General features: G+C 46.6%; 13 protein-coding genes. 12 read left to right on the top strand and 1 reads right to left on the bottom strand.

Annotation, left to right across the window (positions count from 1 at the left end; translation table 11 throughout):
• Positions 1 to 31: 31 nt before the first annotated feature.
• On the top strand, positions 32 to 925 hold the full coding sequence (locus tag D1151_RS12260; protein WP_161909084.1) for an NAD(P)-dependent oxidoreductase: 894 nt from the start codon (positions 32 to 34) through the stop codon (positions 923 to 925).
• A 148-nt stretch (positions 926 to 1073) separates the two neighbouring features.
• Positions 1074 to 2534 (top strand): ATP-binding protein, encoded by a 1461-nt coding sequence (locus D1151_RS12255; protein ID WP_161909083.1) that lies wholly within the window; start codon positions 1074 to 1076, stop codon positions 2532 to 2534.
• Here D1151_RS12255 and D1151_RS17360 read toward each other — a convergent pair.
• Positions 2523 to 2693 carry a helix-turn-helix domain-containing protein gene (locus tag D1151_RS17360; protein WP_369122404.1) on the bottom strand — a complete coding sequence of 57 codons (171 nt, stop codon included), beginning with the start codon at positions 2691 to 2693 and terminating at the stop codon, positions 2523 to 2525. The genes D1151_RS12255 and D1151_RS17360 overlap by 12 nt on opposite strands.
• A gap of 496 nt (positions 2694 to 3189) precedes the next feature.
• Between D1151_RS17360 and D1151_RS12245 the strand changes: the two genes are divergently transcribed.
• The 10 genes from D1151_RS12245 to D1151_RS12200 all read left to right on the top strand — a co-directional run bounded on the left by D1151_RS12245 (position 3190) and on the right by D1151_RS12200 (position 15641).
• Complete coding sequence (locus tag D1151_RS12245) at positions 3190 to 4560, top strand: helix-turn-helix transcriptional regulator (RefSeq protein WP_161909082.1); 1371 nt, start codon at positions 3190 to 3192, stop codon at positions 4558 to 4560.
• Between the two features lie 65 nt (positions 4561 to 4625).
• Entirely contained in the window at positions 4626 to 6212 is a 1587-nt protein-coding gene (locus D1151_RS12240; protein WP_161909081.1) for an ABC transporter substrate-binding protein, read from the top strand.
• A 3-nt stretch (positions 6213 to 6215) separates the two neighbouring features.
• The gene (locus D1151_RS12235; protein WP_161909080.1) at positions 6216 to 7250 is read left to right on the top strand and encodes a serine hydrolase; all 1035 of its coding nucleotides are present in this window, start codon (positions 6216 to 6218) and stop codon (positions 7248 to 7250) included.
• A gap of 61 nt (positions 7251 to 7311) precedes the next feature.
• Complete coding sequence (locus D1151_RS12230) at positions 7312 to 8241, top strand: ABC transporter permease (RefSeq protein WP_161909079.1); 930 nt, start codon at positions 7312 to 7314, stop codon at positions 8239 to 8241.
• Positions 8242 to 8251: 10 nt separating this feature from the next.
• Entirely contained in the window at positions 8252 to 9085 is an 834-nt protein-coding gene (locus tag D1151_RS12225) for an ABC transporter permease (protein ID WP_161909078.1), read from the top strand.
• Between the two features lie 13 nt (positions 9086 to 9098).
• Positions 9099 to 10079, top strand: coding sequence for an ABC transporter ATP-binding protein (locus D1151_RS12220; protein ID WP_160201725.1), 981 nt, complete (start codon positions 9099 to 9101; stop codon positions 10077 to 10079).
• Positions 10072 to 11052, top strand: coding sequence for an ABC transporter ATP-binding protein (locus D1151_RS12215; RefSeq protein ID WP_161873549.1), 981 nt, complete (start codon positions 10072 to 10074; stop codon positions 11050 to 11052). The genes D1151_RS12220 and D1151_RS12215 overlap by 8 nt, the downstream gene beginning before the upstream one ends.
• A gap of 20 nt (positions 11053 to 11072) precedes the next feature.
• On the top strand, positions 11073 to 12428 hold the full coding sequence (locus tag D1151_RS12210; protein ID WP_161909077.1) for an amidohydrolase family protein: 1356 nt from the start codon (positions 11073 to 11075) through the stop codon (positions 12426 to 12428).
• Between the two features lie 266 nt (positions 12429 to 12694).
• Positions 12695 to 14086, top strand: coding sequence for an APC family permease (locus tag D1151_RS12205; protein ID WP_161909076.1), 1392 nt, complete (start codon positions 12695 to 12697; stop codon positions 14084 to 14086).
• 175 nt (positions 14087 to 14261) lie between these two features.
• Positions 14262 to 15641: a sigma-54-dependent Fis family transcriptional regulator gene (locus D1151_RS12200; RefSeq protein WP_161909075.1), complete on the top strand. Its 1380-nt coding sequence runs from the start codon at positions 14262 to 14264 to the stop codon at positions 15639 to 15641.
• The last annotated feature ends 1 nt before the right edge of the window (position 15642 follow it).

Below are 15642 nucleotides of genomic sequence, written 5' to 3'. Positions count from 1 at the left end.
CGCTTAAAATGCAGGGAAATCGGAGTTTGCAATGAAAAAGTTTGATTTACTTGTCATGGTCGACAATACTGGAATTGCTGAATTTGTACTGCCGCAGTTAGAGGTGGTCTGCGAACAGTTGATTTGCTATGATGACTTTCCAACAGATGATGAAGAGATTTTAATGCGAATCAAGGACGCTGACGCTGTTTTAGTGTCTTGGAACACGGCGATTTCAAAAGATATTCTGTCGCAGTGTCCGAACCTTAAGTATGTTGGACTATGTTGCACCTATTTCAATGATGATTCCTGCAATGTGGACACTGCTTACTGCAGGGAGAATGGAATTGTGGTAAGTGGAGTCAGCCATTACGGAGATTACGGCGTTGTGGAATTTGTCATCAGTGAACTGGTTCAGATGGCAAAGGGTCTTGGAAAGATTTCTTTCTATGAGGAGCAGAGAGAGCTGCGTGGCATGAAACTTGGCATCATCGGACTTGGAACTGTTGGTACGATGGTGGCTGAGGCGGCCGACTTCTTCGGTATGGAGGTTTCTTACTATAATCGAAGAGAAAAAGAAGGTTGCCCTTATCTATATAAAAAGAGGGAAGAACTCCTTGCGGAAAGCGATGTAATTTTGACCAGCATTCCCCGCAATCAGATTGTTGTCGGAGAGGAAGAGTTTGCGCTGATGGGAAACCACAAAATTTTTATCAACGTGGGTGTGGGACCGTCTTTTGATCAGAACGCCTTTGAGCGCTGGCTTGCAGAAGGAAACTATGCGATCCTTGACTCCGGCTCTATTCATAAGGAGAAACGACAGTGGTATAAAGCCCAGGAACGTATTTCTATTCCTGACCACGTGGCGGGATTCACGTGGAATGCGAGAAAACGGCTTGGGGAAAAAGCTGTGCAGAATATTAGGGACTACTTTAATACACTTTAAGTGAGACTGCAGACCTTTTAATAAGGCTGCAGTTTTGTTTTGGGAAAATACTTTTGCAAAATTCCTTGCTGTCTTTAGAAAAATCGGGTATAATAATACTAAATTTAGATTTAGTAAATTTGGATTTAGTCATTAAAGGGAGGATCATATGTTCATAGGAAGAGAAGCGGAACTGAAGTTTTTAAACGATAAATATGGGACTGAGGGCGGACAGCTGATTGTTTTGTACGGCAGACGACGTATAGGCAAAACTGAAACGCTGAGAGAGTTCTGCAAGGGGAAACCTCACGTCTTTTTTTCCTGTACCCAGACGACTGATCCAATGCAGCTTGAAAAGTTTTCCAAACAGCTGCTCAGAGAGGATATCCCTGCGAAGAAGTATATAACGGAGTTTTCTGATTGGGAGAATGCATTTCGTGCAATATTAGATTTGCCTTATGGACCGGAGAAGAAGCTGGTTGTTATAGATGAATTTCCTTATATGTGCCGGACCAACCGCAGTATTCCCTCTATTTTACAGAACCTTTGGGACAGTGAATTAAAGGAAAGAAATGTCATGATAATTCTGTGCGGAAGTTCTATGAGCTTTATTGAAAAAGAACTGCTTGCTGAGAAAAATCCGTTATATGGAAGAGCAACGGGAATTTATAAGATGGAAGAAATGGGCTTTTATGACGTTGTGAAATTTTTCCCAAATTACTCCGAGGGAGATAAAGTTACTGCTTACGCGGTACTTGGCGGAGTACCACATTACCTGAAGCAATGGAGTCCGAACCTTACGATAGAAGAAAACATTAAGCGGAATATCTTATCCAAGGGCTGCGTGCTATACAGTGAAGTGGATTTTTTGCTGCACCAGGAACTTCGTGAAACGCCGATATACAATTCTATCATTGAGGCAGTTGCTTTGGGGAGTACAAAGCTGAACGAAATCAGCCAGAAGTCTCTTGTCGAAGATACGGCAAAGACCAGCGTTTATCTGAAAAATCTTATAGAGCTTGGAATCGTTGAGCGGGAGTTTTCAGTGGATACAGGGCTAAAGGAAAAGGCAAATACCAGTAGGGGGATTTATCGTTTAACTGACCATTTCTTTAGATTTTGGTATGCTTTTGGATTTGCTAACTTTTCTCAGCTTGAAGACGGCGATGTGGATGGCGTATATGAATATATCGTAAAGCCTGCATTACACAGGTTTGTATCCTTTGCTTTTGAAGATATCTGCAAGGAGTATTTAAAAGAACTGCAGAAGCAGCATGCACTCCCATTCCGCTATGCAAAGCTTGGACGCTGGATGGGAAAAACTACAGTTCGCAATAAAATTGCACATGGCGGCTTGCGCACTGCAGAAACAGAGATTGATATTCTTGGAATCAGTCAGGACGCAGATAAGTATTTGGTCTGCGAATGTAAGTTTAAAAACAGTCTATTTGATTATTCGGATTACCTTGACGTTTCGGCAAAGCTCACACCGCTTAAAGAAAAGGCGAGATTTCACTACGCGCTTTTTTCTGAAAGTGGATTTGATAAGAAACTTGTAGAGCTTGCGGCGGCAAATCCGGAGACGGTGCGTCTTTATTCCCTTGAAACAATCGTAAATCTACCGGTTTAGGAAATTCCTAAACCCGCTGGGCGTTATGCCGTGCTTTTCACGAAACACGTTAGTGAAATATCCCGATGAAGAAAAGCCGGCGCGAAGGGCGATTTCTGTGATGGAAAGATTCGTTTTTAGCAGCAACACTTCGGCGCGCTCAGTATGATGAGAGGACAGGAGCAGATGTTTTACGACATGATCAAATGTCCGGACAAAATGAATCAGGCGCTATGGTTATGGTACATAACTGCTGCGGCGCTCCTTTTTGTTGTGTAGAAAAAAGCCGTTTTTATGCTATACTGATTTCAGCATATCTTGAGAGGCGCGATAAAATTGAACGATTTCTGATGCAGATAAACGCAGCTTGATGTTTGTAGGGACGCGGCGGCGGAGTATGCCCTTGGAGGACTGTCTCATACAATATTTGCATCCCGGTATATTTCCTATATCCTCGACAGAAAACAGCTAATCGCACAAGTAGAAGCGGTTTTGCAAGAATGGCATAAAAAAGAACAAGAATAAGTACAACACATAGAAAACAAGTGCGCAGGTCATGCGAGTCGTGACCTAGCGCACTTGTTTTATTTTGGTTAAAAAAGTACAATAACAGTTTAATTTTGTGTATTGCTATTGTAATTTTGAAAAAATACAATAAATAAAAGGAGAAAAAGTCATGAAACTGTACGAGAATTTGCTGAAAATTGATGCGGGACAGGTCACTTATATGCCGTTCCATTTGAGCGAAAATTTGAGGCTGCTCTATGTGCTTTGCGGCAGTGTCAGCTGCAGATGGGTTGCAGGGGTACATACACTGTCCGCGGGACAGATTGAAATTGTCAATATTGAAGAACCTTTCTGTATTGAAGAGTGCAGTGAAGACAATTTGATTTTATTCTTTGAAATCCAAAGGGAAAAAGCGGTGGAGTACTGTAATCTCATAGAGACTGGAATGTACAACTGCAATACCACGCTTTTTTACGATTCGACTACAGGCAGCAAGGCACAGGCGATGCTGAAAGATAAGCTGCAGATGCTGTACGGTGACTGCCTGGTACAGAGAGATCGCGCCGTCATAGAACAGTGGGTTTGCGACATTGTTAATTTTATTGTGGATAATTGTCATGATCTTTTGAACATGCTCAACGTCAAGCGGGGAACGGATCCGCGGGCGGAACGTTTTTTGCGCATCTGTACCTATATGTATAATCACTGCGATGAGAAAATTAATCTAAAGCAGCTGGCGGACGGCGAATATGTCAGTCAGCAGTATTTGTCTAAAGAGTTTAATGAGCGGTTAAATATGAATTTTAAGGATACGCTGGCATATTACCGCATCATTCAGTCTGTGCGGTATCTGATTCAGGGACGGAAGAATGTTACCATGATTTCCGAGCTCTGCGGATTTTCGGCACCGCGGTATTTCTATAAGCATTTTGCCATGTATCTGAAATGTACACCGGCGGAATTTCGAAATCAATATCTTTCCCAAAGCGCGCAGTTCAGAAAGATTGACGCGGAGGACACGTGCATACAGGAGCGGCTGCTGCATTTTCAAACGGTACGGACGCAGAAAGACGGAAATGCGGCACACGAGATTCCCTTTCCGGTGATTGAGCGGCGGCATCTGCAGTTCAATAAGCGAAAAGTGTCCCGGACACTGGTTTTGTCCCTGACGGAATTTGTTAAGCAGCGGCTGCCAGAAGGGGTAGAGGTCATGCGGATTTCCAGCAGTGCAATGCGCAGTCAAATTACGGCGCTGCTGCGGCAAAGCGATCCTTTACAGGAAGAGGGCAACGTTCCGCCTGTCATGTTGGTCTTTTATACCGAAATACAGAGGATAGAAGCAGGCTGCAGAGAGCTTGCGAAGAAAACAGGCGAAACCAGCATCAGCGCCCATATGATGTGCCAGCTTGCGGAAACCAGCGGTCTTTGCTGCCAGCTGGACTTCAGTATTCTGTCTTTTGAAGAAGATGCTTGCAGGATTCTCGGTATGAATCATCGTTTTCAGCCATTGCTGACGGTCATGATTGGCTATAAGATATGAGTTCATCAGCCGGAAGAAAGACATCCTTCGGTTGTGGATATAAAAATGAAAAGGAGAAAGAGAAGATGTTAAAGAAACAGAAAAAGTTTACTGTAATATTACTGATCATGCTGCTTGCAGCAGTCACGCTGATGAGCGGATGCGGCGGTAATGACAGCAGCGAAGGCGAAGGCAGCAAGACGCTGGTCATCGCAGTGCAGGATGAAGTAGAAGGTACAGACATTCAGCAGATTGGCTGGACCAATGTAGTCCATGAACTGATCTACAGTCCGCTGGTTACTTACAGCAAGGATTTGGGAGAAATTCTGCCATGCTTTGCAGAAAGCTACGAGATTTCCGAGGATGGACTTTCCATTACATTCCATCTCTTTGCGGATTCCAAGTTTTCCAACGGGGATCCGCTGACTGCGGAAAGCGTCAAGAAATCTGTGCTGAGAATGAAGGATATCAGTGAATATTCCGGAGACGTAGAAGCCATTAAAGACATTGAAGTCGTTGATGACACGACCTTGATTTACCATCTGTCAGAGCCTGCGGCATATATGTGGGCAAGCCTGTGCAGCGACTTCGGCGGCGTTGTTCATGTTGATAAAGCAGAAGAAATGGGTAAAGACGAATACAACCGGTGCGCGGTAACCAACGGTATGTATATGGTAAAGGACTGGCAGGCAGGTTCCCAGATTATTCTGGAGAAGAACCCGAACTTCAGAACCGCGAACCCGAATGTGGAAAATAAAGGACTGGCAAACTTTGATGAGATTATCGTCCGTTTCATTCCGGATGAATTCACCAGAGTCAGCGAACTGGAAGCCGGCAACGTCGATATCGCTTACAATATTCCGGCAGCAAGCCGCGAAGATTTGAAGGCAAATGCGGATATCACCACTTACGAAAATGAGCAGGCAGGCGTATCTTACCTGATGATGAACACAGATACTGCGCCTCTTGACGACATCAAAGTGCGGCAGGCAATCAACCTGGCAATCGACAAGGACGCGCTGGCTCAATCCATGAACAATGTCATCGCGCCGACCTACGGATTCATTTCCAAGGCACAGGCAGGCTTCAGTGAAGAAAAGGAAGCGGCCCTTGCAGAACTCTACAAGTTTGACCAGGAAAAGGCGAAAGCCCTTCTGAAAGAAGCCGGCTACGAGGATAAGGACGGCGACGGATTTGTCGAAAAAGATGGAAAGAAGCTGACCTTTGAATTCTGTTCTTCCACTGACAGAGCGACAGCGAAGGCTTCAGCGCCGGTACTGCAGGATCAGCTGAAACAGGTCGGCATCGATGTGGAAATCAGAGAATATGAAGGACCGTACATCAAGCAGCTGATGAGAGAAAATAACTATCAGTCGGCATCCAGAAACTTTGAATGGGTTGATGCGGATATTCTCTATTATGTATTTACCGAGGCTTCCGGTTACCCTTGGCATGACGCGACTGTAACGAAGAAGCTGGAAGAAGCCCGTTACATCACCGATCCGGAGAAACGTGTGAAGAAATACGAAGAATTTCACGATGCGATTTTCGCGCAGATGCCGGCAGTTCCCCTGTTCGCGGATGTTGATTGCACTGCGACGAGAAGCAATATCAAGGGATTTGAGATCACCAACGACGGAAGAAGTTTGTTTGGTGATACGGTAAAGGAGTAGTGCATGATGCAGCAAGGAAACCTGGAACAGCGGCTGGACGCGGTCATTGCACCGGTCATGAATGAGAAAACGCCGGGCATGGCGCTCCTGATCGCCAAGGGAGATGAGATTCTCCTGCGCAAAGCCTACGGTATGGCGGATTTGGAAAGCGGAAGATCGATTACGCCGGAAGACAACTTTGTAATCGCGTCCAACACCAAGCAGTTTACCTGCTTTGCAATTTTGATGCTGAAAGAACAGGGGTTGTTGTCTTTGGATGAGACCATCGACCGGTTTTTTCCGGACTTTCCGCCCTTTGTCAAAAGCATCACTGTGCGACAGCTCATGAATCATCAGTCCGGCATCAAAGAATATTTTGATGACAGCACATGGCAGAAGTGGGATCAGGCGGCGTATGCAAGTGCGAAGGATATGCTGAAAATTATCAAGACCTTTGATGTACTGGATTTTGCGCCGGACAGTCAGTACAGCTACAGCAATTCCGCCTATGTGATGCTGGGCGAGATTGTAGAACAGCTTTCCGGCATGCCGTTTGGAAAATTTCTGGAAGAAAAAATTCTGAAACCGGTTGGAATGCAAAAATCTTGCGCGCCGGATGATATGGATGAAAAACCTGCTTCCCTGATTGAAGGCTATGAGGTACAACCAGACGGCAGCTTTGCGAAGCAAGTCTACGATATGCGGCTGGTCGGCTATGCAGACGGCAACATACAGTCCAATGTGGACGATATGCTGACATGGCACAGGCACCTTTATGAAAGTAGTGAAAGCTGTTTTCTTTCCAGAGAAGCGATGGCGGAATCTTTTGTGGAAAATCGCCTGAAAAACGGTGAAGGAACAGGCTATGGTCTGGGATTTTTCCTAAACGGAGAAACGCCGGGGCATAAGGAAATCTGGCATACAGGAGGTACTATGGGATTTATTTCCCGCTGCTCCCGGTATGTAGACGATCGGATTTCCATCATCATGCTTACCAATTACGAAGGGCTGCCGAAGAATCAGCTGTATGAGAAAATCGTAAAAGAAGTATTTGCATAGATAAAGTAGAAAAGGCGGGCAGAGAACAGACTTCTTCTGCCCGCTGATTGGAGGAATCACTTTGAACGATATTATGCGTTATATCATCAAGCGGCTGCTCATCGGTATTCTGGTCGTACTGTTTGTAACCGTTTTGATTTTCGGTATCATGCAGGCGATGCCGGGCAATCCCGTCGACCTGATGGTGGATACAAGAGTGTCTGCGGAAAAGGTGGAAGAAATTAAGGCGGAATGGGGACTGGACAAACCTCCGGTGGTACAGTATTTTTATTGGCTTGGAAACATATTGCGGGGGAATTTCGGTATGTCCATTTCCCTGAAACAGAATGTAAGCGATCTGATTTTGCAGCGGCTGCCTTACACCCTGATTTTAACCGGGGCGGCGCTGGTCATCGAATACCTGCTGGCAATTCCCCTGGGACTTTTGGCGGCGGTTCGCAAGAATAAGATGACCGATAAGGCGCTGACTATTACGACGGTCGTGCTTTGGTCGATGCCGCCGTTCTGGCTGGGCGTGCTTTTGATGCTGGTGTTCAGTATTCACCTGAATATTTTGCCTCTGTCAGGCTACAGCGGCTTTGCCTCATTGATTTTGCCGGCGCTGACCTTGTCCCTGCCTGCACTGGCGCAGATTTTCAGACTGACCAGGTCGGAGGTTTTGGACGTGATGGACGAGAAATACGTGACGACGGCGTACGCAAAAGGCATCACGGACAAAAAAATTCTCGTGCGTCATGTGCTCAGAAATGCGCTGATTCCGGTAACGGTTATGTTTTTCCTGTCACTGCCGTGGCTCATTGGCGGCGCGGTGGTTGTGGAAAATGTTTTCGCGTGGCCGGGCATGGGACAGCTGCTCTGGAAAGGCATCGCAAAACAGGACTTTGTCATCGTACAGGGCATTGTGTTCGTTATTACCATTTTGACGGTCATTTGCAATATCATAGGCGATATGATATCCGGCATTTTAGATCCGCGTATTCGTCTGGAATAGGAGGCAGCATATGAGAAAAGAAAAATGGAAACTGATGCTGCAGAACAAGATGTTCGTCATCGGCGCGGTATTGTTTCTGGCGGTCATTGTGGTGGTCATTTTCGCGTCATTGCTTTCGCCGCATACATATACAGAACAGAACATGTCAATGCGTCTGGCAAAACCCTGCGGGGAATATCCGCTGGGAACAGATCAGTACGGCAGATGTATTTTGAGCAGGGTCTTCTACGGTTCCAGAATTGCGCTGGGTGTAGGAATCGTAGCAGTTGTCATTGAAACACTCATTGGCGTGACCTTAGGCATTATCGCCGGTTATTATGGAAAGACCGTGGACAAAATCGTATGCTTTGTAACAGATACGACCTGGTCTATTCCGCCGATTATTCTGGCGATGGCCATCGTACTGATGTTGGGGTCCAGCGCGCAGAACGTAGCAATTTCCGTTGCAGTCGTCAGCTGGGCGCAGTTTACCAAAATTGTCCGCGCGAAGGTGCAGTCGCTGAAAGGACTGTCCTATATTGAAGCGGCAAAGATTTGCGGAGAAAAGGATATTTCCATTATATTGCGGTATATTCTGCCGAATTTGGTATCGACCATTATTATCCTAGCAACCCTGGCTTTGCCGTCGGCAATTCTGTCGACCACTTCCATGGGATTTTTAGGACTGGGCGCGCAGCAGCCGCTGCCTGACTGGGGCATGATTTTATCTGAGGGCATCCAGTATATCAGAAATGCGCCGTGGATTTCCCTGGTACCTGGTCTTGCTATCGTATGGACAGTGCTCGGTTTCAACCTGGTTGGCGAAGGCGTCAAGGAACTCCTGGACCCGCGTCTAAAAGTATAAGGAGGGCGAAAGAATGAGTGAAAATCTTTTAGAGGTCAGGGACCTGTGTATTCAATTTGAAACCCAGGGCGGCACGGTCAAGGCTGTGGATCATGTCAGTTTCGATATTAAAAAAGGCGAGGTCTTCGCCCTGGTCGGTGAATCCGGCTGCGGCAAGTCGACGACTGCTATGGGCGTCATGCAGCTGATTAAATCGCCGGGTAAAATCAGCGGCGGCGCGGTCAATTTTGACGGAAGAAATCTGCTGGAATTGTCTCGTCAGGAAATGACAAAGGTGCGGGGCAGCGAAATCGGCATGATCTTCCAGAATCCGCTGGATTCTCTGAACCCGGTTTATACCGTGGGCACGCAGATGATGGAGGGGCTGCTGGTCGAAAAGATGGAGAAGGAGAAAGCCTATCAAATCGCTTTTGACATGCTCCGCGACGTGAAGCTCTCCGATGTGGAATCGAGAATGAAATCTTATCCCCATGAGATCAGCGGCGGCATGCGGCAGCGTGTCATGATTGGCATGATGCTGTGCAGAAACCCAAAGCTGCTCATTGCCGACGAGCCGACTACGGCGCTGGATGTGACCATACAGGCGGGCATCATTGAACTGATGAACGAACTGCGTAAAAAATATGATTCGGCAATCCTGATGATTACCCATGATTTCGGTATCGTAGCGGACGTAGCTGACAGAGTCGGCGTTATGTACGCGGGAAACCTGATCGAAGTGGGCGAAGTCTTTGAAATCTTTGACAATCCTAAACATCCGTATACGAAGCTGCTGATGAAAGCGCTGCCGACGATTACCAAAGAGGAAGGCAGGCTGCAGACCATCAAAGGCTTTGTGCCGAATCTTGCGGAAGAAAGAGCAGGCTGCAATTTTGCTGATCGGTGCCCTGATTGCACGCCTTTGTGCAGGGAACGAAAACCTGTGCTCAGAGAAGTGGCAGAGCAGCATTTATGTGCGTGCTTGCTGCAGGAGGGAGGTGCGGAACATGTATAGTGAAGAAAAAGACCGGACGCTGGTTCGGATGGAGCATCTGAAAAAATACTTTCCCCTGCGGAGAGATAAGAAAAATGCCTTTGTCCGAGCAGTGGACGATGTGAATCTGGAAATTTTCCGCGGAGAAACCCTGGGACTTGTGGGAGAAAGCGGAAGTGGAAAAACGACGCTGGCAAAGATGATTCTGGGGCTTTTGCCGCCGACCGAGAGTACCATTTATCTCGATGGACTCGACGTATGGGACAAAAAGAATAAAAAAGCCCTGCGGCAAAGTGTAGGCGCAGTGTTTCAGGACCCTGCATCCTCACTGAATCCCCGTTCTTCTATCTATCGTTCCCTGGAAAGACCGCTTTTGATTAATGGCTATAATAAGGCGACCGCCAAGGATTTGATTTACGATACTGCGGAGAAGATCAATATTGGACTGGAGCTTCTCGACAGATTTCCCCATGAACTGTCAGGCGGACAGCAGCAGAGAGTCAGTATTGCCCGCGCCATTATGCTGAAACCGAAACTTTTGGTGCTGGACGAACCGACCAGTGCACTGGATGTGTCGGTGCAGGCGCAGACGCTGAATGAACTTCTCAAACTGCAGGATGAACTTTCCATGACCTATCTGTTCATTACCCACAATCTGTCTGTGGTTAGATATATGAGTGATCGGATCTGCGTGATGTACGGCGGCAAGATCATGGAAATCGGCAAAACTGCCGACATATACGCATCCTGCACCCATCCGTACACCTTCGGGCTGCTTTCTTCTGTGCCGCCTCTGCATCCGAAAGAGCGGTACCGCAAGAAGTATCTGCTCAGCGGCGATATGCCGAGTTTGACCGAAGATACGCCGGGCTGCCGATTCGCAGGCAGATGTAAATATTGTAAGGAAATCTGCAAGGCAGAAGCGCCGGAGATGAAAGAAGTAGGCGAAGGCCATTTTTCGGCGTGCCATTTTGCAGGAGAACTGGAATTTTAAGGCTGCAGTGAGGAGAAACGATGAAAGAGTTAAAAATATTGAATGCGAAAATCCCTGATTTTGAAACAGATACCTGGGAAGTTGCCGACATTTTAATTGATCACGGAACGATTTTGAAAGTAGGAACGGTGGATGAGGATACGCTGGAAACCATCGATGCGGAGGGCAAAATTGCCTCTCCCGGTTTTATCGACATCCATGCCCATGAAAACGCACTGCACGGCGATGCACATGACTTTTTCACAGCGGCCTGTGAGGTCAGAATGGGCGTTACGACGAAAGTAGGCGGCAACTGCGGCGACAGCTATAACAGGCTGGAAGACTTTTGCGGCAGAGTAAACAGTCAGGGCAGTCCTACCAACTATATGATGTTTGTGGGACAAAACAGCCTGCGTGAGCATGCCGGCGCCGGCGACAGGTATAAACCGTCTACGAAAGCGCAGCTTGACCAGATGAAACGGGAACTGGCAGCATGCAGAAAATACGGTCCTGTGGGACTGTCCTGCGGATTTGAATATGCGCCGGGTGTGACAACCGATGAAACGGTGGAACTTTTGTCTGCACTGGAGGAGCCGGGATATTTGACCTCTGTGCATTTTCGCGCAGATGGACCGGACAGTGTGGCATCCATTGAGGAACTGGTGGAAATTCAGCGCAGAAGCGGCTACGGCATGCAGATGTCCCATATTGGAAGCTGCAGCGCGGTAGGCTACATGCGACAGGCGCTGACGTGTATCGAGGAAGCCAGAGGCGCTGGGGTGGACATTACCTGCGACTGCTATCCTTACACGGCGTTCTGCACCGGCATCGGCACCGCGGTATTTGATGAAGCCAGTTTTGAGAAGTGGGACTACAGCGACCTGATGGTTACGGCTGGTTCATATAAAGGACAGCGGTGCGATAAGGCGCTGTTTGAAAAACTGCGCGCGGAAGACCCGGATCTGTATGTAGCGGCATTTGTAATGAACGAGCCGGAAGTAGAGCTTGCGTATCAGGCTCCATATGTCATGGTAGGCAGCGACTGCGGATTCACTGACGGCGGCGGTCATCCGAGAGGCGCGGGAACATTCCCTCGTGTCCTTGGACGGATGGTGCGCGAAAAAGGCGTTCTGACCATGATGGACGCGCTGCGCAAGATGACAGTGCTGCCTGCCGATCGTCTTAATCTGAAGACAAAAGGTGAAATCAGAGAAGGCTTCGACGCGGATATCGTCATTTTTGATGAGAACGCGATTGCAGACTGTGCCACCTATGAACATCCGACCCTGCCGCCCGATGGGATTTCTTATGTCATATTAGGCGGACAGATTGCGGTGAAAGACAAAACCATGGTCAACGGAACACTGGGACGGTTCATTCCATATCAAAACAGCTAAATTCATAATGACACCTTTCAATAAAGTAAGCAGCCGCCCGGGATTTAAAGCCCTATGCGGCTGCTTGCACTTTAGTGGCAGGGGCTATGGTGAATGTATCAAAGTGGCAGCCGCCGCATATTTGACATGTTAAGAAAATTTTCTGCAAAGTGAAGACAGAACTATTATGCCTGGGTCTAAAAGCGTTGAAAATACAACAAGTATTCTTTTGGCATACACTTTGCAATTATCTTTTTCGACAATCAAAATGAAAAGGAGGAGAAAGAATGTCAAATCAAAAAAAATTAGCAGCTGAAAACGGCGAATTTAAAAAAGAAATCTCTGTTTTCAGCGGTGTAAGTATCGTTGCCGGCATCATGATTGGTTCAGGTATTTTCTATTTGGGTTCTTATGTTCTGCAGAGAGCAAACTATGATACTGGTGTTGCACTGCTCTGCTGGCTGGTAGGCGGCGTTATCAGCCTGCTGGGCGCTCTTTGTTTCTCAGAGCTGGGATCTTCCATGCCAAAAGCAGGCGGATTAACCGTATATCTGAACGAAGTCTATCACCCGGTTGTAGGTTATATGTATGGATTCAGCCAGTGGCTTATCGCAAGTCCGGGCTCCATATCTGCGGTTGCTATCGCAATCCCTACTGCACTGGTTGAATTTTTCCCGGGTATGGGCGATATGCACATCAAGTCCATCGCCATCGTTCTCATCATCTTATTTACCTTATATAACATCTTGGGTGTAAAAGAAGCGTCCGTTATGGCAAACGTGACTATGATTGCGAAAATCGTGCCAATGGGAATCATTCTGATTGGTGCAATTATTATTGGAAACTACATGCCGGATCTGAGTCCAGTTCCCGTAGAAGCAACTGGCGAAACAGCCAGCTTTACCAGTGGTATTGGAATTGTAGCATTTGCTACACTCTCTTCGCTATGGGCATATGAAGGCTGGTCTAACGTAGCCAACCTGGGGGAAGAAATGAGAAATCCACAGAAGAACTTGCCAAAAGCGCTGGTTATCGGCGTCGGTTTTGTTACTGTATTCTATATCTTATTTAACTTTGCAATTTATCGAGTTATTCCAATCGAAGAAGCAAAAGCTATGATTGAATCTGACAATGTATATTTAGGCACAGAAGTGGCAAGACGTCTCTTCGGCAGCTTCGGCAGCGTTCTGGTTGTTGCAGCTATGCTGGTTGCGATGCTGGGCTCTCTGAACGGACAGGTATTGGCATACGCCAGAGTCGGCTATGCAATGTCTCACGAGGGACATTTCTTCAGAAATCAGGGTACGCTTTCCAAGAAAGGTGTTCCAGCTGTTGCTCTGATTACGCAGTGTGTTATCGCAATCATTCTGGTACTGTTCCGCAGTCTGGATCAGCTGACTACTCTGGTTGTATTCCTCGGCGCTATCGGGTCTTTACTGGGCGTATTCGGCGTTCTGGTAAACCGTTACCGTTTCCCAGACAAAGAAAAACCTTACAAAGTTCCAGGCGGTGTTGTAACTGTCCTCATCGCAACCTTATGCTTTGTCGGACTTCTGGTCAGCAACTTCCTTGATGACCCGATGATGTCCATCTTCGGATTAATTGTCGTTCCTGCCATTGGCGCAGTCATCTACATCTACTATGACCGCCTCAACAAAAAGGAAGCTAAGAACGCATAAATAGCCCTTATCATACAGGGGTCTTTCCCCAATCCCCCAAGGCCAGACATAGTCCTATCTTGGGGGATTTTTCAAATATACAAATATTTTCCAGAAGTTGCTCTTATTTAATAAATTGATTTGAAACAAATCCTATGCTAAAATTTTAATATAAACAAGCAAGCGAGGATACCAAATGGAATTATCTAAATACGTAAAACAAATTTTAAATATCTACAACTATTATGATGGTGCCATCGTCATCGACCGCAAAGGGATAATTGAATATTACTACAACTCACGCAAAGATATCAACACACTGACCAATGAAAATACCAGAGGCAAAAGCCTTTTTACTGTTTATCCCGGACTGGAGGAAAAAAACAGTTCCATGTTTGAAGTCATTCGGACAGGAAAGCCGCTGCTGAACCAGCACCAAAGGCTTACAAATCACAGGAATGAAACCTATGAAGCCCTATTCAGCACATTTCCTATTTATATTCATGACAAAATTGTTGGTTCCATCGAAGTCTTTTTATACCTGGAAAACCGTGAGGAACACTTAAACATTTTTATCATGAACTCTGAACTGACAGGAACACGCGAACCATACCTGCTCAATGATATTATCTCTGTTTCGCCATCGATGGAACAGCTAAAGGAACGCATTATGCAGGCATCCCGTTCCAAGTCCACAGCTCTAATCTATGGAGAAACGGGGACAGGTAAAGAACTGGTTGCACAGGCACTGCATTCAAACAGTCCCCGAGGAAATAAACGGTTTCTTTCCCAGAACTGTGCCGCAATTCCTGAGAATTTACTGGAAAGCATCCTCTTTGGCACCGTAAAAGGTGGATTTACCAATGCAGAAAACCATATGGGGCTCTTTGAAGCTGCAAGCGGCGGCACACTTTTTCTGGATGAAGTAAACTCGATGGATCTGGCAGTACAAGCTAAACTACTGCGGGTACTGGAAGAACAAAAAGTAACGCGAATCGGTAGCACTGAGGAAATTCCCATAGATGTCAGGATTATTGCAGCAATGAATGAATCTCCCAAAGACTGCGTCAAAAATGGAAAACTGCGGGAAGATTTATATTACCGCCTGCGTGTTGTACAGCTAGATATTCCCCCTCTACGCAAACGTAAAGAAGATATCTTGCCCCTAACCGAATACTACATCGAATTTTTTAACCGCACCATGCACCGCCGAATCGAAAATGTCTCTAGCCAGGTTATGGAAGCATTTCAACAATACACCTGGCCAGGCAATGTCAGAGAATTACGAAACATGATTGAAAGCGGCTTCAATTTGTGTGAAGGAGATATCATCAATATAGAAGATATTGACACAAAAGTACTCCACACTATGGAGAAGCCCTACACAGAAAAGAACATCACCGGTAGCAGCCTAAAAGCAAAAGCACAACGCTTTGAGCGATATCTCCTAAAAGAAGCGCTGGCACATTGCGGCAGTATGACCGATACTGCCGCCTGCCTTGGAATCAGTCGGCAAACGCTAAGTGCAAAAATGAAAACATTACAGATAATGGACGTCTGCCGCAGAGAGGAGTGAC

This window comes from Emergencia sp. 1XD21-10 (assembly GCF_009936045.1).
Classification (GTDB): domain Bacteria; phylum Bacillota; class Clostridia; order Peptostreptococcales; family Anaerovoracaceae; genus Senimuribacter; species Senimuribacter intestinalis.
This window is presented reverse-complemented; position numbering and strand designations above follow the sequence as displayed.

Coding starts and splice junctions, on each gene's coding strand:
- D1151_RS12260 (WP_161909084.1), top strand. CDS start 32: ATGAAAAAGTTTGATTTACTTGTCATGGTCGACAATACTGGAATTGCT.
- D1151_RS12255 (WP_161909083.1), top strand. CDS start 1,074: ATGTTCATAGGAAGAGAAGCGGAACTGAAGTTTTTAAACGATAAATAT.
- D1151_RS12245 (WP_161909082.1), top strand. CDS start 3,190: ATGAAACTGTACGAGAATTTGCTGAAAATTGATGCGGGACAGGTCACT.
- D1151_RS12240 (WP_161909081.1), top strand. CDS start 4,626: ATGTTAAAGAAACAGAAAAAGTTTACTGTAATATTACTGATCATGCTG.
- D1151_RS12235 (WP_161909080.1), top strand. CDS start 6,216: ATGATGCAGCAAGGAAACCTGGAACAGCGGCTGGACGCGGTCATTGCA.
- D1151_RS12225 (WP_161909078.1), top strand. CDS start 8,252: ATGAGAAAAGAAAAATGGAAACTGATGCTGCAGAACAAGATGTTCGTC.
- D1151_RS12220 (WP_160201725.1), top strand. CDS start 9,099: ATGAGTGAAAATCTTTTAGAGGTCAGGGACCTGTGTATTCAATTTGAA.
- D1151_RS12215 (WP_161873549.1), top strand. CDS start 10,072: ATGTATAGTGAAGAAAAAGACCGGACGCTGGTTCGGATGGAGCATCTG.
- D1151_RS12210 (WP_161909077.1), top strand. CDS start 11,073: ATGAAAGAGTTAAAAATATTGAATGCGAAAATCCCTGATTTTGAAACA.
- D1151_RS12205 (WP_161909076.1), top strand. CDS start 12,695: ATGTCAAATCAAAAAAAATTAGCAGCTGAAAACGGCGAATTTAAAAAA.
- D1151_RS12200 (WP_161909075.1), top strand. CDS start 14,262: ATGGAATTATCTAAATACGTAAAACAAATTTTAAATATCTACAACTAT.